Genomic DNA, 21342 nt, shown 5'->3' on the forward strand with positions numbered 1-21342 from the left:
TTTTTAGTTGTGAAATGAATTCAAGTTTATTTAGACTTATGACCATCTTTATATTGAGTATAAATAACGCGAGCATTTTTATTAGGAACATAAGTTGGAGCAGCTAAGACTATAAATACAAAGAAAATCATTAATACGAATAAAGCCCAATGTATAATCATACCAATAAATGGAATGAATGCGACAAACGAACCAATAATACCTAAAATAGGTATAATGACCATTGGTTTAATTGTGTTTTGTTTATCAACTAATAGAATAATCGTTAAAACCAAATAGAGAAAAGCGTTAAATAATAGAGGTTGCCAACCAAAACTTAAAATTACACTGCCACCTAAAAAAGGAATCCCATAAAAGAACTCACATATAACTAGGAAGACGCCAATAATGGATAGGGCAAGCTTAATACCGTTTTTCAAATGATTCACCCCCGTTCTCTACTATTATAATAGAAAATGATTAAGGTTAATATTAATATGATTAAATTTAGTCTTGTAATTACATATTTAAATATAAAAATTTCCCTAAAAAGGTTGAACAAGAGATACATTTAAAGTACAATAACAAAGTATGTGTTAGACAAAACAGAAAAAAGTTAATGAAAACAATTGATTTATCAGTGTTTTTCATGTAACATATCTAATGTTGGACTTTAAATAACGCGATGAAGCGAAAGGTTACTGACACACCCGGCCGCTTTGCCATGGCGCTGTGTGAGATAGTTTTCGTGGAGAAGTCTATCACTTAAATGTAGACGAATAAGGAGGGAAAATTATGGCAAAACAAAAAATCAGAATCAGATTAAAAGCTTATGATCACCGTGTGATTGATCAATCAGCAGAAAAAATTGTTGAAACTGCTAAACGTTCTGGTGCAGATGTTTCTGGACCAATTCCGTTACCAACTGAAAAATCAGTTTATACAATCATCCGTGCCGTGCATAAGTACAAAGATTCACGTGAACAATTCGAACAACGTACACATAAACGTTTAATCGATATTGTTAACCCAACACCAAAAACAGTTGATGCTCTAATGGGCTTAAACTTACCATCTGGTGTAGACATCGAAATTAAATTATAATAGAAAAAATTAGGAGGTGGACTTTCGATGACCAAAGGAATCTTAGGAAGAAAAATCGGGATGACACAAGTGTTTGGAGAAAACGGTGAATTAATCCCAGTAACAGTAGTAGAAGCAGGACAAAACGTTGTATTACAAAAGAAAACTGAAGAAGTTGACGGTTACAACGCAATCCAAGTAGGATTTGAAGATAAAAAAGCATATAAAAAAGGTTCAAAAACTAACAAATATGCTAATAAACCAGCTGAAGGTCATGCTAAAAAAGCTGACACAGCACCTAAGCGCTTCATTCGTGAATTCAGAAACGTTAATGTTGATGAATACGAAGTAGGTCAAGAAGTCTCAGTTGATACATTCGAAACTGGTGACATCATTGATGTTACAGGTGTTTCAAAAGGTAAAGGTTTCCAAGGTGCTATTAAACGCCACGGACAATCTCGTGGACCAATGGCTCACGGTTCTCATTTCCACAGAGCACCAGGTTCTGTAGGTATGGCTTCAGATGCTTCAAGAGTATTTAAAGGTCAAAAAATGCCAGGCCGTATGGGTGGAAACACAGTTACTGTACAAAACCTTGAAGTAGTACAAGTTGACACTGAAAACAGTGTAATCTTAGTAAAAGGTAATGTACCTGGACCTAAAAAAGGTTTAGTAGAAATTTCAACTTCAATTAAATCAATTAAAAAAGGTAATAAATAATCAATAAGCGAAAGGAGGAAAATGCATAATGGCTAATTATGATGTTTTAAAAGTAGACGGATCAAAAAGTGGTTCAGTTGAATTAAGCGATGCAGTCTTTGCAATCGAACCAAACAATAGTGTCCTTTTCGAAGCTATCAATTTACAACGTGCTTCATTACGTCAAGGTACACATTCAGTTAAAAACCGTTCAGCAGTACGCGGCGGTGGACGTAAACCATGGAGACAAAAAGGAACAGGTCGTGCTCGTCAAGGTACAATTCGTGCACCTCAATGGCGCGGTGGTGGTATTGTATTCGGACCAACTCCAAGAAGTTACGGATATAAAATGCCTAAGAAAATGCGTCGTTTAGCATTACGTTCTGCATTGTCATTTAAAGTTAAAGAAAATGGATTTACAGTTGTTGATGCATTCGGATTTGATGCACCAAAAACAAAAGAATTCAAAAATGTTTTAACTACATTAGAACAACCTAAAAAAGTATTAGTTGTTGTTGAAAACGAAGATGTTAACGTTGAATTATCAGCACGTAACATCCCTGGTGTTCAAGTAACAACTGCTCAAGGTTTAAATGTATTAGATATCACAAGTGCTGACAGTTTAGTAATTACTGAAGCTGCTGCTAAAAAAGTTGAGGAGGTGCTCGGATAATGGAAGCTAGAGATATTCTTAAGCGCCCCGTAATCACTGAAAAATCTTCAGAAGCAATGGCGGAAGATAAATATACTTTCGATGTTGATACTCGTGCTAACAAAACACAAGTTAAAATTGCTGTTGAAGAAATCTTCGACGTAAAAGTTGATAATGTAAACATCATCAACTATAAACCTAAGAAAAAACGTATGGGCCGTTACCAAGGCTACACAAATAAAAGAAGAAAAGCGATTGTTAAACTAAAAGAAGGTTCAATCGACTTATTCAACTAAAACATTACCAATAAGGAGGTAAACGACAATGGCTCTTAAAAAATATAAGCCAATAACTAATGGTCGTCGTAATATGACTTCATTAGATTTCGCTGAAATTACGAAAACTACACCAGAAAAGTCATTATTACAACCGCTACCGAAAAGAGCGGGACGTAACAACCAAGGTAAATTGACTGTTCGCCATCACGGTGGAGGACATAAACGTCAATACCGAGTTATCGATTTCAAACGTAACAAAGATGGTATCAACGCTAAAGTTGATTCAATCCAATACGATCCAAACCGTTCAGCTAACATTGCTTTATTAGTATATGCTGACGGAGAAAAACGTTATATTATCGCACCTAAAGGATTACAAGTAGGACAAGTAGTTGAAAGTGGTGCTGAAGCAGATATCAAAATTGGTAATGCTTTACCATTACAAAACATTCCTGTAGGTACTGTAATTCATAATATTGAGTTAAAACCTGGTAAAGGTGGACAAATCGCTCGTTCAGCTGGTGCTAGTTCACAAGTGTTAGGTAAAGAAGGTAAATACGTATTAATCAGATTACGCTCTGGTGAAGTTCGTATGATTCTTTCAACTTGCCGTGCTACAATTGGACAAGTTGGTAATATCCAACACGAACTAGTAAATGTTGGTAAAGCAGGTCGTTCAAGATGGAAAGGTATCCGTCCAACAGTTCGTGGTTCTGTAATGAACCCTAACGATCACCCACACGGTGGTGGTGAAGGACGTGCTCCAATCGGTAGACCATCTCCAATGTCACCTTGGGGTAAACCTACGCTTGGTAAGAAAACTCGTCGTGGTAAAAAATCTTCAGACAAACTTATCGTTCGTGGACGTAAGAAAAAATAATAAAATTAACTTATTTGGGTGTGCGGCTTAATTGCTGCACGCACAGAATAAGAAGGGAGGCGCCCAAATGGCTCGTAGTATTAAAAAAGGACCTTTCGTTGATGACCACTTAATGAAAAAAGTGGAAGCACAAGACGGAAGTGAAAAAAAACAAGTAATTAAAACATGGTCTCGTCGTTCTACAGTTTTCCCAAATTTCATTGGTCATACTTTCGCAGTATACGATGGACGTAAACATGTACCTGTATATGTAACAGAAGATATGGTAGGTCACAAATTAGGTGAATTCGCACCAACTCGTACATTTAAAGGTCATGCTGTTGACGATAAAAAAACAAGAAGATAATTTTTAAAAAGTAGAGGAGGAAATCCTAATGGAAGCAAAAGCGGTTGCTAGAACAATAAGAATCGCACCTCGTAAAGTAAGACTAGTTCTTGACTTAATTAGAGGTAAAAATGCTGGAGAAGCTATTGCAATTTTAAAATTAGCAAACAAAGCTTCATCACCAGTGATCGAAAAAGTATTAATGTCCGCTTTAGCAAATGCTGAACATAACTACGACATGAACACAGATGAATTAGTAGTAAAAGAAGCTTATGCTAATGAAGGACCAACTTTAAAACGTTTCCGCCCACGTGCGCAAGGACGTGCAAGTGCGATAAACAAACGTACAAGTGCGATAAACAAACGTACAAGCCACATTACAATCGTCGTAAGTGACGGTAAAGAAGAAGCTAAAGAAGCTTAATAACTTTCTAAGGAGGGAATACTGTGGGTCAAAAAATTAATCCAATCGGACTTCGTGTTGGTATCATCCGTGATTGGGAAGCAAAATGGTATGCTGAAAAAGATTTCGCTTCATTATTACACGAAGATTTAAGAATCCGTAAGTTTATTGATAATGAATTAAAAGAAGCATCAGTTTCTCACGTAGATATCGAACGTGCAGCTAACCGTATTAATATCGCTATTCATACTGGTAAACCAGGTATGGTAATTGGTAAAGGCGGTTCAGAAATTGACAAACTTCGTAACAAATTAAATGCTTTAACAGATAAAAAAGTACACATCAACGTAATTGAAATCAAGAAAATTGATATTGATGCAAGATTAGTTGCTGAAAATATCGCACGTCAATTAGAAAACCGCGCTTCATTCCGTCGTGTACAAAAACAAGCTATCACAAGAGCTATGAAACTTGGTGCTAAAGGTATCAAAACTCAAGTATCAGGTCGTTTAGGCGGAGCAGATATTGCTCGTGCTGAACAATATTCTGAAGGAACTGTTCCACTTCATACATTACGTGCTGACATCGATTATGCACACGCTGAAGCAGATACTACTTATGGTAAATTAGGCGTTAAAGTATGGATCTATCGTGGAGAAGTTCTTCCTACTACTAAGAACACTAGTGAAGGAGGAAAATAATCATGTTACTACCAAAACGTGTTAAATATCGTCGTCAACATCGTCCTAAAACAACTGGTCGTTCTAAAGGCGGTAACTATGTAACATTTGGTGAGTATGGTTTACAAGCTACTACAACGTCTTGGATCACATCTCGTCAAATCGAATCAGCTCGTATTGCAATGACTCGTTATATGAAACGTGGTGGGAAAGTTTGGATCAAAATCTTCCCTCATACACCATATACTAAAAAACCTTTAGAAGTACGTATGGGTGCTGGTAAAGGTGCGGTTGAAGGCTGGATTGCAGTCGTTAAACCTGGTAGAATCTTATTTGAAGTCGCTGGGGTACAAGAAGAAGTTGCCCGCGAAGCACTACGTTTAGCAAGTCACAAACTTCCAGTAAAAACTAAGTTTGTAAAACGTGAAGAATTGGGTGGTGAAACAAATGAAAGCTAAGGAAATTAGAGACTTAACCACTTCAGAAATCGAAGAACAAATCAAATCTTCAAAAGAAGAGCTTTTTAACCTACGCTTTCAGTTAGCTACAGGTCAATTAGAAGAAACGGCACGTATTCGCACAGTAAGAAAAACGATTGCTCGTCTAAAAACTGTTGCTCGTGAAAGAGAAATTGAACAAAGTAAGGCTAATCAATAATTAATTGAAAGAGGAGGTTACAAAAGTGAGCGAAAGAAATGATCGTAAAGTTTATGTAGGTAGAGTTGTTTCTGACAAAATGGACAAGACTATTACTGTACTTGTTGAAACTTACAAAACACACAAATTATACGGTAAACGAGTAAAATACTCAAAAAAATACAAAACTCATGATGAAAACAATTCAGCTAAATTAGGAGACATTGTTAAAATTCAAGAAACTCGTCCTTTATCAGCAACAAAACGTTTTCGTTTAGTAGAAATTGTTGAAGAGTCAGTAATTATTTAATACAAGATTAGAGATAAGGGAGGTTTAACTAATGATCCAACAAGAGACACGTTTAAAAGTAGCAGACAACTCTGGTGCTCGTGAAGTTCTTACAATCAAAGTATTAGGTGGATCTGGTCGCAAAACAGCGAACATCGGCGATGTTATCGTATGTACTGTTAAAAATGCAACACCAGGTGGCGTTGTCAAAAAAGGCGAAGTTGTCAAAGCTGTTGTAGTACGTACTAAATCAGGTGTACGCCGTAACGATGGTTCATATATCAAATTTGATGAAAATGCATGTGTTATCATCCGTGATGACAAAGGCCCACGTGGTACTCGTATCTTTGGTCCGGTTGCTCGTGAATTACGTGAAGGTAACTTCATGAAGATCGTATCATTAGCACCAGAAGTACTATAAAATCAATTAACCAAACTATATAAGGAGGTGCCCACATGCATATCAAAAAAGGTGACAACGTAAAAGTTATCGCAGGTAAAGACAAAGGTAAAGAAGGTAAAGTAGTTGCTACTGAACCTAAACGTGACCGTGTCGTTGTGGAAGGTGTTAATGTTATTAAAAAACACCAAAAACCAACTCAATTAAACCCTGAAGGTGGAATTTTAGAAACAGAGGCAGCTATCCATGTTTCTAACGTACAATTATTAGACCCTAAAACAAACGAACCAACTCGTGTAGGTTACAAATTTGTTGATGGTAAAAAAGTTCGTATTGCAAAAAAATCTGGCGAAGAAATCAAATCTAATAATTAATTACTAGTTGAAAGGAGGATCCACTTTGAACCGTTTAAAAGAAAAATTTAATTCTGAAGTTACTGAGAACTTAGTAAAAAAATTCAACTATAGTTCAGTAATGGAAGTACCTAAAATTGACAAAATCGTAGTGAACATGGGTGTTGGTGACGCTGTTCAAAACTCTAAAGTGTTAGATAACGCTGTAGAAGAATTAGAACAAATCACTGGTCAAAAACCATTAGTAACTAAAGCTAAAAAATCAGTTGCAACATTCCGTTTACGTGAAGGTATGCCTATCGGTGCGAAAGTTACACTTCGCGGAGAAAGAATGTATGAATTCTTAGACAAACTAATTTCAGTATCATTACCACGTGTACGTGACTTCCAAGGTGTTTCTAAAAAAGCATTCGATGGTCGCGGTAACTACACATTAGGTGTTAAAGAACAATTAATTTTCCCTGAAATCGATTATGATAAAGTAAGCAAAGTAAGAGGAATGGATATTGTTATCGTAACTACTGCTAACACTGACGAGGAAGCTCGTGAATTGTTATCAAACTTCGGTATGCCATTTCGTAAATAATCTCTAAAAGGAGGCTAATTAAGTGGCTAAAACTTCAATGGTTGCTAAGCAACAAAAAAAACAAAAATTCGCAGTTCGTGAATACACTCGTTGTGAACGCTGTGGTCGTCCACATTCTGTATATCGTAAATTTAAATTATGCCGTATTTGTTTCCGTGAATTAGCTTATAAAGGCCAAATTCCTGGCGTACGTAAAGCTAGCTGGTAATAAAAAGAGTCTGAAAGGAGGCAACAATCAATGACAATGACAGATCCAATCGCAGATATGCTAACTCGTGTAAGAAACGCTAACATGGTTCGTCACGATAAATTAGAATTACCTGCATCTAATATCAAAAAAGAAATTGCCGAAATCTTAAAAAATGAAGGTTTCATTAAAAACGTTGAATACGTAGAAGACGATAAACAAGGTGTTATTCGTTTATTCTTAAAATATGGTCAAAACAATGAACGTGTTATCACAGGATTAAAACGTATTTCAAAACCAGGTTTACGTGTATATGCTAAAGCTAACGAAGTACCTAAAGTACTTAATGGTTTAGGTATTGCATTAGTATCAACTTCTGAAGGTGTAATCACTGATAAAGAAGCAAGAAAACGTAATGTTGGTGGAGAAATTATCGCATACGTTTGGTAATAAATAATAAGGAGGTGCCATAACATGAGTCGTGTTGGTAAGAAAATTATTGACATCCCTAGTGACGTAACAGTAACTTTTGACAATAATCATGTCACTGTTAAAGGTCCAAAAGGTGAATTATCAAAAACATTAAATGAAAGAATGACATTTAAACAAGAAGAAAACACAATTGAAGTTGTAAGACCATCTGATTCTAAAGATGACAGAACAGATCACGGTACAACTCGTGCTTTATTAAATAATATGGTACAAGGTGTTTCTCAAGGTTTTGAAAAAACACTTGAACTTGTTGGTGTAGGTTACCGCGCTCAAATGCAAGGTAATGATTTAGTACTTAACGTTGGATACTCTCACCCAGTAGAAATTAAAGCTGAAGACGGCATTACTTTCGCTGTTGAGAAAAATACAACTGTTAAAGTTTCTGGTGTATCTAAAGAGCAAGTTGGAGCAATCGCTTCTAACATCCGTTCAGTAAGACCTCCAGAACCTTATAAAGGTAAAGGTATTCGTTATCAAGGTGAATACGTACGCCGTAAAGAAGGTAAAACTGGTAAATAATAGATAACACTCTAAAGAAAGGAGTATTAAAATGATCAGTAAAATTGATAAAAATAAAGTGCGTTTGAAAAGACATTCACGTGTTCGTACTAAATTATCAGGTACAGCTGAAAAGCCACGTTTAAATGTATATAGATCAAACAAACACATTTACGCACAAATCATCGATGATGTTAAAGGCGAAACATTAGCTCAAGCTTCATCTAAAGATAAAGATATCGCTAGCGAATCAGCAACTAAAGTTGATTTATCAACAAAAGTTGGCGAAACAATTGCTAAAAAAGCAAATGATAAAGGAATTAAAGAAATCGTATTCGATCGTGGAGGTTACTTATACCACGGGCGCGTTAAAGCATTAGCAGAAGCTGCTAGAGAAAACGGTTTAGAATTTTAATTTAAAGGAGGGACAAATACATGGCTCGTAGAGAAGAAGAAACGAAAGAATTTGAAGAACGCGTTGTTACAATCAATCGTGTTGCTAAAGTTGTTAAAGGTGGACGTCGTTTCCGTTTCACTGCATTAGTAGTAGTTGGAGACAAAAATGGTCGTGTAGGTTTCGGTACTGGTAAAGCTCAAGAGGTACCTGAAGCAATCAAAAAAGCTGTTGAAGCAGCTAAAAAAGATTTAGTTGTAGTTCCACGTGTTGAAGGTACTACACCTCACACAATCACTGGCCGTTATGGCTCAGGTAGCGTATTTATGAAACCTGCAGCTCCTGGTACTGGTGTAATCGCTGGTGGTCCAGTTCGTGCGGTATTAGAATTAGCAGGTATCACTGATATCTTAAGTAAATCATTAGGCTCTAACACACCAATTAACATGGTTCGTGCAACTTTAAATGGTTTACAAAACCTTAAAAACGCTGAAGATGTTGCGAAATTACGCGGCAAAACAGTTGAAGAATTATATAATTAAGGAGGGAAAATAAGTTATGGCTAAATTACAAATTACCCTCACTCGTAGTGTTATTGGTCGTCCTGAAACACAACGTAAAACTGTTGAAGCTTTAGGTCTTAAAAAGACTAACAGTTCAGTAGTTGTTGAAGATAACCCTGCTATTCGTGGGCAAATCAACAAAGTTAAACATTTATTAACTATAGAAGAAAAATAATTAAGGAGGTGCCGACATGAAATTACATGAGTTAAAACCAGCAGAAGGTTCTCGTAAAGAACGTAACCGTGTAGGTCGTGGTGCAGCAACTGGTAATGGTAAAACAAGTGGCCGTGGACATAAAGGTCAAAAAGCACGTTCAGGTGGTAAAGTAAGACCTGGATTTGAAGGTGGACAATTACCATTATTCCGTCGTTTACCAAAACGCGGTTTTACTAACATAAATCGTAAAGAATATGCTATTGTTAACTTAGACCAACTTAATCAATTCGAAGATGGTACTGAAGTAACTCCAGCTTTATTAGTAGAATCTGGTGTTGTTAAGAATGAAAAATCTGGTATTAAAATACTAGGTAATGGCTCACTAGATAAAAAATTAACAGTGAAAGCTCATAAGTTCTCAACTTCAGCAGCAGACGCTATTGATGCTAAAGGTGGAGCACACGAGGTGATCTAATGTTTCAAACGCTTGTGAGCTTCTTTACAACTAAAGAAGTTCGAAACAAGATTTTCTTTACTCTAGCAATGTTAGTTATATTCAAGATTGGGACTTACATTCCAGCTCCTGGAGTAAATCCTAATGCTTTTGATCAAGCAGCAAAAGGTTCTCAAGGTGTCACTGATTTACTTAATACATTCGGTGGAGGAGCCTTGAAGAACTTTTCAATATTTGCGATGGGTATTATGCCTTATATTACTGCATCTATCGTAATGCAATTATTACAGATGGATATTGTTCCTAAGTTCTCAGAATGGGCGAAACAAGGTGATGTAGGTAGAAGGAAAATCAACAATGTAACACGTTATTTCGCTATAATATTAGCATTCATTCAGTCAATTGGTATGTCATTTCAATTTAATAATTTATACGGAGGACGCTTAATTGTAAGCCAATCTTTACTAACTTATTTATTGATTGCACTTACTTTAACAGCAGGAACTGCATTCTTGATATGGCTTGGTGACCAAATCACTCAGTTTGGTGTTGGTAATGGTATTTCACTTATCATCTTTGCAGGTATTTTATCAACTTTACCTTCAAGCATTATTCAAGCAGGTCAACAAGCATTTGTTGGTCAAGAAGATACTTCATTAGCTTGGTTAAAAATAGTAGCATTAATTGTAGCATTAGTATTGTTAACAGTAGGTGCTATATTTGTACTTGAAGCAAAACGTAAAATTCCTATCCAATATGCGAAGAAACAAACAGCTCAACGATTAGGTTCACAAGCAACTTATCTACCTTTAAAAGTTAACTCAGCTGGTGTTATTCCTGTTATTTTTGCGATGGCATTTTTCTTATTACCAAGAACGTTGACGCTATTCTTCCCTAAAGCTGAATGGGCTCAACAAGTTGCAGATACTGCAAATCCATCAAGTAACATAGGAATGGTAATCTATATTGTATTAATTATTGCGTTTGCATACTTTTATGCATTTGTACAAGTTAATCCAGAAAAAATGGCTGACAACCTTAAAAAACAAGGTAGTTATGTCCCAGGTATCAGACCTGGTGAACAAACGAAAAAATATATTACTAAAGTTCTTTATCGCTTAACGTTTGTTGGTTCTATTTTCTTAGCAGTCATTGCGATTTTACCGATCTTAGCTACGAAGTTCATGGGCTTACCAAGATCTATTCAAATTGGTGGTACTAGTCTTCTTATCGTTATCGGTGTTGCTATTGAAACTATGAAATCTTTAGAAGCACAAGTAAATCAAAAAGAATATAAAGGCTTTGGTGGTAGATAATTTGTAGGAGGGCACTTATGAATATCATTTTAATGGGCTTACCTGGTGCAGGTAAAGGTACTCAAGCGAGTGAAATTGTTAAGAAATTCCCAATACCACATATATCGACTGGTGACATGTTCAGAAAAGCGATTAAAGATGAGACTGATTTAGGTAAAGAAGCTAAATCATACATGGATCGTGGAGAATTAGTCCCTGATGAAGTTACTGTGGGTATCGTTAAAGAAAGAATTTCTGAAGACGATGCAAAAAAAGGATTCTTATTAGACGGTTTCCCTAGAACTATTGATCAAGCAGAAGCTTTAAATTCAATTATGGCTGAACTTGATAGAAGTATTGATGCTGTCATCAATATTGAAGTCCCAGAGGAAGAACTAATGAATCGTCTTACAGGTCGTCGTATCTGTGAGAAATGTGGTACGACTTATCATCTTGTATTTAATCCTCCAAAAGTTGAAGGTATTTGTGATCTTGATGGTGGTAAATTATATCAACGTGAAGATGATAATCCGGAAACTGTTTCAAATCGTTTGAAAGTTAATGTTAAACAATCTAAACCAATATTAGAGTATTACGATAATAAAGGTGTATTGAATAACATTGATGGTTCAAAAGATATTGAAGAGGTTACTACTGATGTCATTGATATCTTAGATCAATTACAATAGATCAGCTTTTACGATCTATGATGATGTGAATGTTTAATTAAACTGTAGTATAAAATTTAATATGAGTGACAAATGACGATAATAATTCCCGTAATTTTTGTTAAACTTATTAAAACTAGTCACAAATAGATTCGTATCGTTGAAGTTGTCTATTGACGATAACCTTACTATTGCAAAAAGGGGGAAGTTAATCAATGGCTAAACAAGATGTTATTGAATTAGAAGGTACTGTATTAGATACTTTACCAAACGCAATGTTTAAAGTAGAATTAGAAAATGGTCATGAAATTTTAGCACATGTAAGTGGTAAAATTAGAATGAACTACATTCGAATTCTACCTGGCGACAAAGTAACTGTTGAGATGTCTCCGTATGATTTATCACGCGGTAGAATTACTTATCGTTATAAATAATCGTCACTCCATAATATAGGGAGGTATTAAAATGAAAGTAAGACCATCAGTAAAACCAATTTGCGAAAAATGTAAAGTCATTAAACGTAAAGGTAAAGTAATGGTAATTTGTGAAAATCCTAAACACAAACAAAGACAAGGTTAATAAAAGAGAGGTGTAAATGTATATGGCACGTATTGCAGGAGTGGATATTCCACGTGAAAAACGCGTTGTTATTTCTTTAACTTATGTATATGGTATCGGTACTTCTACTGCGAAAAAAATCGTTGAAGAAGCTAACGTATCAGCAGACACTCGCGTAAAAGATTTAACTGACGATGAATTAGGTCGCATCCGTGAAGTAGTAGATAGCTACAAAGTTGAAGGTGACTTACGTCGTGAGCAAAACTTAAACATTAAACGATTAATGGAAATTTCATCATACCGTGGTATTCGTCACCGTCGTGGCTTACCAGTTCGCGGTCAAAAAACTAAAAACAACGCTCGTACGCGTAAAGGCCCAGTTAAAACTGTAGCGAACAAGAAAAAATAATCGGTAAAGGAGGCAAAAAATAAATGGCACGTAAACAAGTATCTCGTAAACGTAAAGTGAAAAAGAATATTGAAAGTGGTGTTGCACACATCCGTTCAACATTCAATAATACAATTGTAACGATTACTGATGAATTTGGTAATGCATTATCTTGGTCATCAGCTGGTGCATTAGGATTCAAAGGATCTAAAAAATCAACACCATTCGCAGCGCAAATGGCGTCTGAAACAGCTTCAAAAACAGCTATGGAACATGGCTTAAAAACTGTAGAAGTAACAGTTAAAGGACCTGGACCAGGCCGTGAATCTGCTATCCGTGCGTTACAATCAGCAGGACTTGAAGTAACAGCAATTAGAGACGTTACTCCAGTACCTCATAATGGTTGTCGTCCACCAAAACGTCGTCGCGTTTAATTTATTGTTGTGTTGTTACAGGTCACTGAGCAAACATTATAAATCTAGTCGACGTATATAAGGAGGATATTTGTAAATGATAGAAATCGAAAAACCTAGAATTGAGACAATTGAAATTAGTGAAGATGCTAAATTCGGTAAGTTCGTTGTTGAACCACTTGAACGTGGCTACGGTACTACACTAGGAAACTCCTTACGTCGTATCCTACTATCTTCATTACCAGGATCAGCAGTAAAGTACATCGAAATTGAAGGCGTGTTACACGAATTCTCAGCAGTAGATAATGTAGTTGAAGATGTTTCTACAATTATTATGAACATCAAAAAATTAGCATTAAAAATCTATTCTGAAGAAGATAAAACTTTAGAAATCGATGTTAAGGATGAAGGCGAAGTTACTGCAAGTGATATTACTCACGACAGTGATGTAGAAATTCTAAATCCAGAACTAAAAATTGCTACTGTTTCTAAAGGTGGACATTTAAAAGTTCGTCTTGTTGCTAATAAGGGTAGAGGTTACGCATTAGCTGAAACAAATAATACTAGTGATTTACCAATTGGTGTAATTCCAGTAGACTCACTATATTCACCTGTTGAACGTGTAAACTATACAGTTGAAAATACACGTGTAGGTCAAAGTAGTGATTTTGATAAATTAACTTTAGATGTTTGGACTAATGGTTCAATCACTCCTCAAGAATCAGTTTCATTAGCAGCAAAAATAATGACTGAACACTTGAATATCTTTGTAGGTCTAACTGATGAAGCTCAAAATGCTGAAATCATGATCGAAAAAGAAGAAGATCAAAAAGAAAAAGTATTAGAAATGTCTATCGAAGAATTAGACTTATCTGTACGTTCATATAACTGTTTGAAACGCGCAGGAATCAATTCTGTACAAGAGTTAGCTGATAAATCTGAAGCTGACATGATGAAAGTGCGTAATTTAGGTCGTAAATCTCTTGAAGAAGTTAAATACAAATTAGAAGATTTAGGATTAGGATTAAGAAAAGAAGATTGATAAAGGAGGTTAACTCATGGGTTACAGAAAATTAGGTCGTACTTCTGATCAACGTAAAGCTATGTTACGTAACTTAGCTACAGCACTTATTGTAAGTGAACGTATTGAGACAACAGAAGCTCGTGCAAAAGAAGTTCGCAGTGTAGTAGAGAAATTAATCACTTTAGGTAAAAAAGGAGATTTAGCTTCTCGTCGTAATGCAGCTAAAACATTACAAAATGTTGAAATCTTAAATGAAGATGAATCAACTCAAACTGCTCTTCAAAAATTATTCGGTGAAATCGCTGAACGTTATACAGATCGTCAAGGTGGTTACACTCGTATTCTTAAAGTAGGCCCTCGTCGTGGTGACGGTGCTGAATCAGTAATTATCGAATTAGTATAATTTAATTATAAATACACTAACTACTTATATATAAAGCAAATGAGTGCAACGATAAAATCTGCCACATACAGATTTTGTCTAGCTCAGAGTACCCCATCAAACTAAATATTAAATTAAAGCGTGAACTCAACAAAACTGATGGGGTGCGCGCTTTTTTATTTTAAGCTGAGATACTATTTCTCAGCTTTTTTAATTATAAAATTATTTTAATTGGTGTTTAATCATTTAAATAAGAAAATGAAAATGTTAATAAACAAATTGTCGAAGTATACATATGTTTATAAATCATGTAAAATATTAAAGGTAATTACTACATTGGGGAGGAATAAATGTGATGGATCAAGATAATATTATTGAATTTAGTAATGTATCATTTAAATATCAAAGTGATTCTGCCTTCACGTTAAATGATGTATCATTTAATATTCCTCGTGGCCAATGGACAAGTATAGTAGGACACAATGGATCTGGTAAATCAACTGTTACTAAACTAATGGTAGGAATTGAAAACTGTGATGAAGGTCATATTATTCTAAATAACCAACGTGTAACTAAAGAAACGATTACACAAGTAAGAAAACAAATAGGCATTGTCTTCCAAAATCCAGATAATCAGTTTGTTGGTTCAACTGTTAAATATGATGTTGCATTTGGTTTAGAGAATCTGTCTATACCATATAATGATATGCATGAAAAAGTAGACAAAGTTTTAAAACAAGTTGATATGTTTGATTTAGCTGATTATGAACCTCACTCGTTATCTGGTGGTCAGAAACAAAGAGTAGCTATAGCTAGTGTGTTAGCATTAAGTCCTTCTATAATTATTTTAGATGAAGCTACTTCAATGTTAGACCCAGTGGCAAAGAAATCTTTACTTGATTTAGTTAGAGAACTACAACGTGAACAACACATAACGATTATTTCTATTACACATGATTTATCAGAAACAATGAGTGCTGATAATATTATAGTTATGAATCAAGGTAAAGTGTATAAACAAGGTAAACCTAATGACATATATGATGATATAGTTAATTTAAATAAAATTGGTCTTGAATTACCGTTTTCTATGAAGATGAATCAACTATTAACTGGAAAATCAACATTCGTTACATATGAAGGGTTGGTTGATTTATTATGAGTTTTAAAATGAATAAAGTGAGTTATACTTATCAACTTGGCACACCTTATGAATATACTGCTATAAAAAATATTTCAGTTGAATTTGAAAAAGGTCATTATTATACGATTGTCGGTCAAACTGGTAGTGGTAAGTCAACGTTAATTCAACATATTAATGCTTTATTAAAACCGACTAGTGGTGATATAAATTTTAATGGTATTTATATTAATCACAAATCAAAGGATAAAGTTTTGAGACCAATACGCCAGAATGTTGGAATGGTTTTTCAATTTCCTGAATCACAGCTTTTTGAAGATACTGTTGAAAAAGAAATTGAATTTGGGCCTAAAAATTTTAATATGAATATTCAGCAAGTTAAAGAAAAAGCATTTGATATGTTACTTGATTTAGGGTTTTCAAGAAATGTGATGTCGTTATCACCATTTCAAATGTCTGGAGGTCAAATGAGAAAAATAGCTTTAGTTTCAATATTAGCTATGGATCCAGATATTATAGTAGTCGATGAACCAACAGCTGGTTTAGACCCTAAAAGTAGACATCAAGTAATGTCATTGCTTAAAAAATTACAAAATGAACAAAATAAAACTATTATTTTAGTTACGCATGATATGAATGATGTAGCAAGATATGCTGATGAGGTCATTGTGATGCAAAAAGGTGAAATCAAGGTTAAAACAAGTCCTCGCAAGTTATTTAGTGAACCAGATAATCTAAAAAAGTGGAATATAACTATGCCTGATGTTGTCCGCTTACAGCAAGATTTTGAAACTAAATATCAAACTAAACTATCTTCAACCGCGTTAACTGAAGAAGAATTTGTTGATTTATATAGGGAGTGGCAAAATGAAAAATAAATTAATTATTGGACGTTATCTCCCTAGCAATTCATTTATACATCAGTTAGACCCAAGAGCAAAATTGATATTTGTATTTGCTTTTATTATATTTATTTTTCTATGTCACTCTTTCGGAACATATGCATGGCTTTTTGTTCTTATTTTAATCATTATGAAAATGGCTAAAATTAATTTTATGTTTTTGATTAAAGGTTTAACACCTATATTTATCTTTCTAATTTTTACATTTTTAATGCATGTATTCTTTACTAAAGGTGGTATCATTCTTTTTCAATGGAACTTTATAACTATTGAAAGTAAGGGGATATTGGAAGGTATTTTTATCTCTTTAAGATTGATATTTATTGTAATGATAGCTACAATAATGACTTTATCGACTAGTCCAATAGATTTAACTGACGCATTTGAAAAGTTATTAACGCCACTCAAATGGCTTAAAATACCTGTACATCAATTAAGTATGATGATGTCTATTGCATTAAGGTTTATACCTACATTAATGGACGAATTAGATAAGATTATTTTAGCTCAAAAATCTAGAGGTTCAGAGATAAGTTCAGGTGGATTAGTAGCAAGAATTCAGGCATTTGTACCGTTACTGATTCCATTGTTTATTTCTGCGTTCCAGAGAGCCGAAGAATTAGCGATAGCTATGGAAGTGAGAGGGTACGATGCTCATGCTGAGAGAACTAGCTATAGAATGCTCCAATGGCGTCTGAGAGATACATGTACATTATTATTACTCATTCCTATATTAGCTATCCTATTGTTAATTAAATATTTTGGAGTGTAAAAGCATTGCGTATATTAGTAGAAATAGAATATCAAGGTAATCAATTTTTAGGATTTCAAATTCAACAACAAGGTCGCACAATACAACAACAATTTGAAAAAATTCTTAAAAGAATGCATAAACGTCATGTAAGAATACATCCTTCTAGTCGAACGGATAGAGGAGTGCATGCTTATCAACAGTATTTTCATTTTGATACTGACTTAAATATTGAAAATAATAAATGGCAATATGCAATGAATAGTGCATTGCCGGATGATATATATGTTAAAAGCGTTCAACATGTAGATGAAGATTTTCATTGTCGTTATGATTGTGTAGGTAAAAAGTATAGATATAAAGTATATCAAGCCGAACATCGGAATCCATTTGAAAGTGGATTAAAAACGTATGTATCTGAAACATTAGATCTAGATAGCATGAATAAAGCAGCACAATTATTTATTGGAACTCACGACTTTACTGGTTTTTGTTCCCAAAAAACTGAAGTTCAAAGTAAAGTAAGAACATTATATGAAAGTAAAATTATTAAAACAGAAGATGGTTTTAATTATATAGTAACTGGTTCAGGATTTCTGTATAATATGGTTCGTGTATTAGTGGCATTTTTAATAGAAGTTGGAAAAGGTAAAAGAAAACCTGACGAAATACCGGTATTACTTGAAGAGAAAAACCGCAATAAAATTCCTTTTACTGCACCATCTGATGGTCTATATTTAGAGAAAATATATCTATCTGATTGTGAATTAATGGATGAATTTGGTAATCATATTAAAATCCATTATAAAAAATCATTACAAAATGATTGAATTGCATTGACAAAAGGTCTATGAAATTATAAGATTATTAACGGTATTGTTTTATATCCACCCCACGATAAGCCCCGGAATCTTATTGTGTTACAAGATATATAAGCAAAATAGAACAACAGTTAACAAAATAAATGAAATCTACGCTTTAAATCGTAACAAATTTTTAATTCAAACAAATAGAATTTAGACAATACAAAGTAACTCAGGTTAATCATTTTTGTCTAGAGACTAAAACGAAGCATTTATTTTTAGGAGGACAATTATTATGCGTCAAACATTTATGGCAAATGAATCAAACATTGAGCGCAAATGGTATGTTATCGATGCTGAAGGCCAAACATTAGGTCGTTTATCATCAGAAGTAGCATCTATCTTACGCGGTAAAAATAAAGTAACTTATACACCACACGTTGATACAGGTGATTATGTAATCATCATCAACGCTTCAAAAATCGAATTCACTGGTAACAAAGAGCAAGACAAAATGTATTACCGTCACTCAAATCACCCAGGTGGTTTAAAATCAATCTCTGCTGGTGAATTAAGAAGAACAAACCCAGAACGTTTACTTGAAACTTCAATTAAAGGTATGCTACCAAGCAGCCGTTTAGGTGAAAAACAAGGTAAAAAATTATTTGTATATGGTGGCGCTGAACATCCACACGCTGCACAACAACCAGAAAACTACGAGTTACGTGGTTAATTAGAAGGAGGAAATTACATTGGCACAAGTTGAATATAAAGGCACAGGCCGTCGTAAAAACTCAGTAGCACGTGTACGTTTAGTACCAGGTGAAGGTAACATCAAAGTTAACAACCGTGACGTACGTGACTACTTACCATTTGAATCATTAATCTTAGACTTAAACCAACCATTCGATGTTACTGAAACTAAAGGTAACTATGACGTTTTAGTTAACGTTCACGGTGGTGGATTCACAGGACAAGCACAAGCTATCCGTCACGGAATCGCTCGTGCATTATTAGAAGCAGATCCTGAATACAGAGGTTCTTTAAAACGCGCTGGATTATTAACACGTGACCCACGTATGAAAGAACGTAAAAAACCAGGTCTTAAAAAAGCTCGTCGTTCTCCTCAATTCTCAAAACGTTAATATATACAAATTATTGCGAAGTTTTTCGCTATCAGATTTGTTTACAATTAATAAGAACGATAAATCAAGCACTTCTCGAATCTTCGAGAAGTGTTTTTTTTGTTGGGATAAAATAAATTTTAAATTAATACTTGAAAGTGACGTTACGTTATCCCTTATGTTTAATTTATGGACGGATTAAGATGAATAGTACTAATCAAGTTATGAGTTATTTAGTTAGTTTAAAGGAAAAGAAAATAAAATTTTTAAGCGAGGTGAGAAATTTTGGAATTTCAATATAGTTTAAAACAAATTATGGATATTACTGGAGTAACAAAGCGAACATTACATTATTATGATGAGATTGGTTTATTAAAAGTACAAAAGAACGAAAATAATTATAGGGTTTATAATCAAAATGATTTAGTTAGACTTCAAAAAATATTATTACTTAAAAATTTAGATATGAGTATAAAAGAAATATATGAAGTTATTGATTATAATGATGAACAATTAAAATCTGTATTAGAAAATCAAAAAGTGAGTCTAACTCAAAAAATAAATAATTTAGAAAATTCGAGAATAGCAATTGAAAAATTCATTAATAATATACCAATTGTAGAAATTGAAGAATTGAATCATGTACCTTACAAACAATATCAAGAAGAAGCAAAGATAAAATATGAAAATTTAGATGTTTACAAAACGTATACTAATAAACATAATGATCAATTACTTTCAAATAAAGAAAATATAGAAAGATTAGATCAAATTTTTGAAAAGTTTAATGGCTTAGCATTAAATAAAGTTAATATTAGTGAAATGAAAGATGTTGTATATGAGTGGAAAGAACTGATGAATCTATATACTCATTTTGATAATGAATTACTATGTTTGATTGCTGACACTTATCATAACGATGTGAGATTCAAAAATTATTTCAAGAAATTTAATAATCCTCAGCTTACCCGTTTCATATCTAAAGCCGTCAATTATCATTTATCGCAAGTTCAATAATAAAATAAAAGCACTTCTCGAAAAAGTCGGGAAGTGCTTGTTAATTTTAACTATTCAGTTGGTCAATGACTTCAACCATATCCTCATTGATGACAAGTGAGGCATCATTGTCATAAGGAGTTGCATCTTTATTGATAATAACTAAATTGTCACCTTTAAAATTTGATACTAATCCAGCAGCAGGTTGCACAACTAGTGAAGTACCAAGTACAACCAACGTATCTGCATTTTCGATTTTTTGTAATGCATTCATAATCACTGATTGGTCTAACATTTCACCATACAGAACAATGTCAGGTCTAATAGTACTACCACATGTGTCACATTGTTTTAACTGTCTATCAAGCACGTCTTTTTTAGTGTATGACTTATGACATTTAGGACAATAGAATCTGTTTAATGTTCCATGTAATTCATCAACATTTTGACTACCTGCATCTGAATGAAATCCATCAATATTTTGAGTAATAACCCCTAGAGATTGACCGTTGTGTTCTAAATGAGCAATCCATTCATGTACACTATTAGGTAATTTATCAGCATAAATTAATCTTTTATGACAGAAATTGATAAATCCATCAGGGTCATCTACAAAATAATCATGGCTTAATAGATATTCTGGTGAATAGCCGTCTTTTGAAATTTCATCAAATAGGCCTCCCATAGATCTGAAATCTGGAACGCCACTTGCTACAGATACACCAGCACCCGTAAAGAATACAATTTTCTCAGAGTTATCAATTAGTTGTTTTAAACTTTCAATTTTATTATTCAAAAATACACCTTCTTGTAAAAAATAGATTATACAGCATATCACTTTTAACATATGACTTCTTTACATTTATATATTATAGTAATAATGTTAAAGATATTGAAGTGATTTTATAC

General features: G+C 33.9%; 38 protein-coding genes. 36 read left to right on the top strand and 2 right to left on the bottom strand.

Going from position 1 to position 21342, the window contains the following annotated elements; genetic code table 11:
- Positions 1 to 26 precede the first annotated feature (26 nt).
- Positions 27 to 419: a hypothetical protein gene (locus CD121_RS02245; RefSeq protein WP_017638520.1), complete on the bottom strand. Its 393-nt coding sequence runs from the start codon at positions 417 to 419 to the stop codon at positions 27 to 29.
- 355 nt (positions 420 to 774) lie between these two features.
- Between CD121_RS02245 and rpsJ the strand changes: the two genes are divergently transcribed.
- From rpsJ to CD121_RS02425, 36 genes are all read left to right on the top strand, one after another.
- The gene (gene rpsJ, locus CD121_RS02250) at positions 775 to 1083 is read left to right on the top strand and encodes a 30S ribosomal protein S10 (RefSeq protein ID WP_001118667.1); all 309 of its coding nucleotides are present in this window, start codon (positions 775 to 777) and stop codon (positions 1081 to 1083) included.
- Positions 1084 to 1110: 27 nt separating this feature from the next.
- On the top strand, positions 1111 to 1782 hold the full coding sequence (gene rplC / locus CD121_RS02255; protein ID WP_017638519.1) for a 50S ribosomal protein L3: 672 nt from the start codon (positions 1111 to 1113) through the stop codon (positions 1780 to 1782).
- Between the two features lie 28 nt (positions 1783 to 1810).
- Positions 1811 to 2434: a 50S ribosomal protein L4 gene (gene rplD, locus CD121_RS02260; protein ID WP_017638518.1), complete on the top strand. Its 624-nt coding sequence runs from the start codon at positions 1811 to 1813 to the stop codon at positions 2432 to 2434.
- Positions 2434 to 2709, top strand: a complete 276-nt coding sequence (gene rplW / locus CD121_RS02265; protein ID WP_002450524.1) for a 50S ribosomal protein L23 — start codon at positions 2434 to 2436, stop codon at positions 2707 to 2709. The genes rplD and rplW overlap by 1 nt, the downstream gene beginning before the upstream one ends.
- A 28-nt stretch (positions 2710 to 2737) precedes the next feature.
- On the top strand, positions 2738 to 3571 hold the full coding sequence (rplB, locus tag CD121_RS02270; RefSeq protein ID WP_017638517.1) for a 50S ribosomal protein L2: 834 nt from the start codon (positions 2738 to 2740) through the stop codon (positions 3569 to 3571).
- A 67-nt stretch (positions 3572 to 3638) separates the two neighbouring features.
- Complete coding sequence (gene rpsS / locus CD121_RS02275; protein ID WP_002450522.1) at positions 3639 to 3917, top strand: 30S ribosomal protein S19; 279 nt, start codon at positions 3639 to 3641, stop codon at positions 3915 to 3917.
- Positions 3918 to 3945: 28 nt separating this feature from the next.
- Positions 3946 to 4320, top strand: coding sequence for a 50S ribosomal protein L22 (gene rplV / locus CD121_RS02280; RefSeq protein ID WP_126567379.1), 375 nt, complete (start codon positions 3946 to 3948; stop codon positions 4318 to 4320).
- Positions 4321 to 4343: 23 nt separating this feature from the next.
- Complete coding sequence (gene rpsC / locus CD121_RS02285; RefSeq protein WP_017638515.1) at positions 4344 to 5000, top strand: 30S ribosomal protein S3; 657 nt, start codon at positions 4344 to 4346, stop codon at positions 4998 to 5000.
- 2 nt (positions 5001 to 5002) lie between these two features.
- Positions 5003 to 5437 (top strand): 50S ribosomal protein L16, encoded by a 435-nt coding sequence (gene rplP / locus CD121_RS02290; RefSeq protein ID WP_002450520.1) that lies wholly within the window; start codon positions 5003 to 5005, stop codon positions 5435 to 5437.
- Entirely contained in the window at positions 5427 to 5636 is a 210-nt protein-coding gene (gene rpmC, locus CD121_RS02295; RefSeq protein WP_000644737.1) for a 50S ribosomal protein L29, read from the top strand. Before rplP ends, rpmC begins: the two co-directional genes overlap by 11 nt.
- A 25-nt stretch (positions 5637 to 5661) precedes the next feature.
- Positions 5662 to 5925 carry a 30S ribosomal protein S17 gene (gene rpsQ / locus CD121_RS02300; RefSeq protein WP_002432741.1) on the top strand — a complete coding sequence of 88 codons (264 nt, stop codon included), beginning with the start codon at positions 5662 to 5664 and terminating at the stop codon, positions 5923 to 5925.
- A 31-nt stretch (positions 5926 to 5956) separates the two neighbouring features.
- Positions 5957 to 6325 carry a 50S ribosomal protein L14 gene (rplN, locus tag CD121_RS02305; protein WP_017638514.1) on the top strand — a complete coding sequence of 123 codons (369 nt, stop codon included), beginning with the start codon at positions 5957 to 5959 and terminating at the stop codon, positions 6323 to 6325.
- A 35-nt stretch (positions 6326 to 6360) separates the two neighbouring features.
- Positions 6361 to 6678 (top strand): 50S ribosomal protein L24, encoded by a 318-nt coding sequence (gene rplX / locus CD121_RS02310; protein WP_002466469.1) that lies wholly within the window; start codon positions 6361 to 6363, stop codon positions 6676 to 6678.
- Between the two features lie 25 nt (positions 6679 to 6703).
- On the top strand, positions 6704 to 7243 hold the full coding sequence (gene rplE, locus CD121_RS02315; protein ID WP_026083545.1) for a 50S ribosomal protein L5: 540 nt from the start codon (positions 6704 to 6706) through the stop codon (positions 7241 to 7243).
- 22 nt (positions 7244 to 7265) lie between these two features.
- Complete coding sequence (locus CD121_RS02320; protein WP_001829713.1) at positions 7266 to 7451, top strand: type Z 30S ribosomal protein S14; 186 nt, start codon at positions 7266 to 7268, stop codon at positions 7449 to 7451.
- 30 nt (positions 7452 to 7481) lie between these two features.
- Entirely contained in the window at positions 7482 to 7880 is a 399-nt protein-coding gene (gene rpsH / locus CD121_RS02325) for a 30S ribosomal protein S8 (protein ID WP_002450517.1), read from the top strand.
- Positions 7881 to 7904: 24 nt separating this feature from the next.
- A complete protein-coding gene (gene rplF, locus CD121_RS02330) occupies positions 7905 to 8441 on the top strand; it encodes a 50S ribosomal protein L6 (protein ID WP_017638511.1) in 537 nt (178 codons plus the stop codon).
- A gap of 31 nt (positions 8442 to 8472) precedes the next feature.
- A complete protein-coding gene (gene rplR / locus CD121_RS02335; protein ID WP_017638510.1) occupies positions 8473 to 8835 on the top strand; it encodes a 50S ribosomal protein L18 in 363 nt (120 codons plus the stop codon).
- A 20-nt stretch (positions 8836 to 8855) separates the two neighbouring features.
- A complete protein-coding gene (rpsE, locus tag CD121_RS02340) occupies positions 8856 to 9356 on the top strand; it encodes a 30S ribosomal protein S5 (RefSeq protein WP_002450514.1) in 501 nt (166 codons plus the stop codon).
- Positions 9357 to 9372: 16 nt separating this feature from the next.
- Positions 9373 to 9552: a 50S ribosomal protein L30 gene (gene rpmD, locus CD121_RS02345; RefSeq protein WP_002432330.1), complete on the top strand. Its 180-nt coding sequence runs from the start codon at positions 9373 to 9375 to the stop codon at positions 9550 to 9552.
- A gap of 16 nt (positions 9553 to 9568) precedes the next feature.
- Positions 9569 to 10009 (top strand): 50S ribosomal protein L15, encoded by a 441-nt coding sequence (gene rplO / locus CD121_RS02350; RefSeq protein WP_017638509.1) that lies wholly within the window; start codon positions 9569 to 9571, stop codon positions 10007 to 10009.
- Complete coding sequence (secY, locus tag CD121_RS02355) at positions 10009 to 11304, top strand: preprotein translocase subunit SecY (protein WP_126567380.1); 1296 nt, start codon at positions 10009 to 10011, stop codon at positions 11302 to 11304. Before rplO ends, secY begins: the two co-directional genes overlap by 1 nt.
- A 17-nt stretch (positions 11305 to 11321) precedes the next feature.
- Positions 11322 to 11972 carry an adenylate kinase gene (locus CD121_RS02360; protein WP_029055863.1) on the top strand — a complete coding sequence of 217 codons (651 nt, stop codon included), beginning with the start codon at positions 11322 to 11324 and terminating at the stop codon, positions 11970 to 11972.
- 194 nt (positions 11973 to 12166) lie between these two features.
- Positions 12167 to 12385: a translation initiation factor IF-1 gene (gene infA / locus CD121_RS02365; protein ID WP_001829792.1), complete on the top strand. Its 219-nt coding sequence runs from the start codon at positions 12167 to 12169 to the stop codon at positions 12383 to 12385.
- A 31-nt stretch (positions 12386 to 12416) separates the two neighbouring features.
- A complete protein-coding gene (gene rpmJ, locus CD121_RS02370; protein WP_000868342.1) occupies positions 12417 to 12530 on the top strand; it encodes a 50S ribosomal protein L36 in 114 nt (37 codons plus the stop codon).
- A gap of 22 nt (positions 12531 to 12552) precedes the next feature.
- Positions 12553 to 12918, top strand: coding sequence for a 30S ribosomal protein S13 (rpsM, locus tag CD121_RS02375; protein WP_002450510.1), 366 nt, complete (start codon positions 12553 to 12555; stop codon positions 12916 to 12918).
- A 23-nt stretch (positions 12919 to 12941) separates the two neighbouring features.
- Positions 12942 to 13331, top strand: a complete 390-nt coding sequence (gene rpsK / locus CD121_RS02380) for a 30S ribosomal protein S11 (RefSeq protein ID WP_002450509.1) — start codon at positions 12942 to 12944, stop codon at positions 13329 to 13331.
- A 76-nt stretch (positions 13332 to 13407) separates the two neighbouring features.
- Positions 13408 to 14352, top strand: a complete 945-nt coding sequence (locus CD121_RS02385; protein WP_002450508.1) for a DNA-directed RNA polymerase subunit alpha — start codon at positions 13408 to 13410, stop codon at positions 14350 to 14352.
- Positions 14353 to 14368: 16 nt separating this feature from the next.
- On the top strand, positions 14369 to 14737 hold the full coding sequence (rplQ, locus tag CD121_RS02390) for a 50S ribosomal protein L17 (RefSeq protein ID WP_017638506.1): 369 nt from the start codon (positions 14369 to 14371) through the stop codon (positions 14735 to 14737).
- Between the two features lie 331 nt (positions 14738 to 15068).
- A complete protein-coding gene (locus tag CD121_RS02395) occupies positions 15069 to 15878 on the top strand; it encodes an energy-coupling factor transporter ATPase (RefSeq protein ID WP_108016860.1) in 810 nt (269 codons plus the stop codon).
- On the top strand, positions 15875 to 16735 hold the full coding sequence (locus CD121_RS02400) for an energy-coupling factor transporter ATPase (RefSeq protein ID WP_017638504.1): 861 nt from the start codon (positions 15875 to 15877) through the stop codon (positions 16733 to 16735). Before CD121_RS02395 ends, CD121_RS02400 begins: the two co-directional genes overlap by 4 nt.
- On the top strand, positions 16725 to 17531 hold the full coding sequence (locus CD121_RS02405; RefSeq protein WP_017638503.1) for an energy-coupling factor transporter transmembrane component T family protein: 807 nt from the start codon (positions 16725 to 16727) through the stop codon (positions 17529 to 17531). Before CD121_RS02400 ends, CD121_RS02405 begins: the two co-directional genes overlap by 11 nt.
- 5 nt (positions 17532 to 17536) lie before the next feature.
- Complete coding sequence (truA, locus tag CD121_RS02410; RefSeq protein ID WP_126567381.1) at positions 17537 to 18340, top strand: tRNA pseudouridine(38-40) synthase TruA; 804 nt, start codon at positions 17537 to 17539, stop codon at positions 18338 to 18340.
- 268 nt (positions 18341 to 18608) lie between these two features.
- Positions 18609 to 19046 (top strand): 50S ribosomal protein L13, encoded by a 438-nt coding sequence (rplM, locus tag CD121_RS02415; protein WP_029055868.1) that lies wholly within the window; start codon positions 18609 to 18611, stop codon positions 19044 to 19046.
- 19 nt (positions 19047 to 19065) lie between these two features.
- Complete coding sequence (gene rpsI, locus CD121_RS02420) at positions 19066 to 19458, top strand: 30S ribosomal protein S9 (RefSeq protein WP_002450501.1); 393 nt, start codon at positions 19066 to 19068, stop codon at positions 19456 to 19458.
- Positions 19459 to 19722: 264 nt separating this feature from the next.
- The gene (locus CD121_RS02425; protein WP_070453692.1) at positions 19723 to 20454 is read left to right on the top strand and encodes a MerR family transcriptional regulator; all 732 of its coding nucleotides are present in this window, start codon (positions 19723 to 19725) and stop codon (positions 20452 to 20454) included.
- Between the two features lie 46 nt (positions 20455 to 20500).
- Here CD121_RS02425 and CD121_RS02430 read toward each other — a convergent pair whose 3' ends face one another.
- Positions 20501 to 21229, bottom strand: coding sequence for an NAD-dependent protein deacylase (locus tag CD121_RS02430; protein ID WP_119623101.1), 729 nt, complete (start codon positions 21227 to 21229; stop codon positions 20501 to 20503).
- Positions 21230 to 21342 lie beyond the last annotated feature (113 nt).

This window comes from Staphylococcus pasteuri (assembly GCF_003970495.1).
GTDB lineage: Bacteria > Bacillota > Bacilli > Staphylococcales > Staphylococcaceae > Staphylococcus > Staphylococcus pasteuri.

What these genes read in the sequence shown, in the direction of transcription:
- rplV (WP_126567379.1), top strand. Translation starts at nt 3,946, where the DNA reads ATGGAAGCAAAAGCGGTTGCTAGAACAATAAGAATCGCACCTCGTAAA.
- rpsM (WP_002450510.1), top strand. Translation starts at nt 12,553, where the DNA reads ATGGCACGTATTGCAGGAGTGGATATTCCACGTGAAAAACGCGTTGTT.
- rpmD (WP_002432330.1), top strand. Translation starts at nt 9,373, where the DNA reads ATGGCTAAATTACAAATTACCCTCACTCGTAGTGTTATTGGTCGTCCT.
- rpsH (WP_002450517.1), top strand. Translation starts at nt 7,482, where the DNA reads ATGACAATGACAGATCCAATCGCAGATATGCTAACTCGTGTAAGAAAC.
- infA (WP_001829792.1), top strand. Translation starts at nt 12,167, where the DNA reads ATGGCTAAACAAGATGTTATTGAATTAGAAGGTACTGTATTAGATACT.
- rpsS (WP_002450522.1), top strand. Translation starts at nt 3,639, where the DNA reads ATGGCTCGTAGTATTAAAAAAGGACCTTTCGTTGATGACCACTTAATG.
- rplX (WP_002466469.1), top strand. Translation starts at nt 6,361, where the DNA reads ATGCATATCAAAAAAGGTGACAACGTAAAAGTTATCGCAGGTAAAGAC.
- rplM (WP_029055868.1), top strand. Translation starts at nt 18,609, where the DNA reads ATGCGTCAAACATTTATGGCAAATGAATCAAACATTGAGCGCAAATGG.
- CD121_RS02405 (WP_017638503.1), top strand. Translation starts at nt 16,725, where the DNA reads ATGAAAAATAAATTAATTATTGGACGTTATCTCCCTAGCAATTCATTT.
- rplR (WP_017638510.1), top strand. Translation starts at nt 8,473, where the DNA reads ATGATCAGTAAAATTGATAAAAATAAAGTGCGTTTGAAAAGACATTCA.
- rplN (WP_017638514.1), top strand. Translation starts at nt 5,957, where the DNA reads ATGATCCAACAAGAGACACGTTTAAAAGTAGCAGACAACTCTGGTGCT.
- rplF (WP_017638511.1), top strand. Translation starts at nt 7,905, where the DNA reads ATGAGTCGTGTTGGTAAGAAAATTATTGACATCCCTAGTGACGTAACA.
- CD121_RS02360 (WP_029055863.1), top strand. Translation starts at nt 11,322, where the DNA reads ATGAATATCATTTTAATGGGCTTACCTGGTGCAGGTAAAGGTACTCAA.
- rpmC (WP_000644737.1), top strand. Translation starts at nt 5,427, where the DNA reads ATGAAAGCTAAGGAAATTAGAGACTTAACCACTTCAGAAATCGAAGAA.
- rplP (WP_002450520.1), top strand. Translation starts at nt 5,003, where the DNA reads ATGTTACTACCAAAACGTGTTAAATATCGTCGTCAACATCGTCCTAAA.
- rplO (WP_017638509.1), top strand. Translation starts at nt 9,569, where the DNA reads ATGAAATTACATGAGTTAAAACCAGCAGAAGGTTCTCGTAAAGAACGT.
- secY (WP_126567380.1), top strand. Translation starts at nt 10,009, where the DNA reads ATGTTTCAAACGCTTGTGAGCTTCTTTACAACTAAAGAAGTTCGAAAC.
- rplB (WP_017638517.1), top strand. Translation starts at nt 2,738, where the DNA reads ATGGCTCTTAAAAAATATAAGCCAATAACTAATGGTCGTCGTAATATG.
- CD121_RS02385 (WP_002450508.1), top strand. Translation starts at nt 13,408, where the DNA reads ATGATAGAAATCGAAAAACCTAGAATTGAGACAATTGAAATTAGTGAA.
- rpmJ (WP_000868342.1), top strand. Translation starts at nt 12,417, where the DNA reads ATGAAAGTAAGACCATCAGTAAAACCAATTTGCGAAAAATGTAAAGTC.
- rpsJ (WP_001118667.1), top strand. Translation starts at nt 775, where the DNA reads ATGGCAAAACAAAAAATCAGAATCAGATTAAAAGCTTATGATCACCGT.
- rpsK (WP_002450509.1), top strand. Translation starts at nt 12,942, where the DNA reads ATGGCACGTAAACAAGTATCTCGTAAACGTAAAGTGAAAAAGAATATT.
- rplW (WP_002450524.1), top strand. Translation starts at nt 2,434, where the DNA reads ATGGAAGCTAGAGATATTCTTAAGCGCCCCGTAATCACTGAAAAATCT.
- rplC (WP_017638519.1), top strand. Translation starts at nt 1,111, where the DNA reads ATGACCAAAGGAATCTTAGGAAGAAAAATCGGGATGACACAAGTGTTT.
- rplD (WP_017638518.1), top strand. Translation starts at nt 1,811, where the DNA reads ATGGCTAATTATGATGTTTTAAAAGTAGACGGATCAAAAAGTGGTTCA.
- CD121_RS02400 (WP_017638504.1), top strand. Translation starts at nt 15,875, where the DNA reads ATGAGTTTTAAAATGAATAAAGTGAGTTATACTTATCAACTTGGCACA.
- rplQ (WP_017638506.1), top strand. Translation starts at nt 14,369, where the DNA reads ATGGGTTACAGAAAATTAGGTCGTACTTCTGATCAACGTAAAGCTATG.
- rpsE (WP_002450514.1), top strand. Translation starts at nt 8,856, where the DNA reads ATGGCTCGTAGAGAAGAAGAAACGAAAGAATTTGAAGAACGCGTTGTT.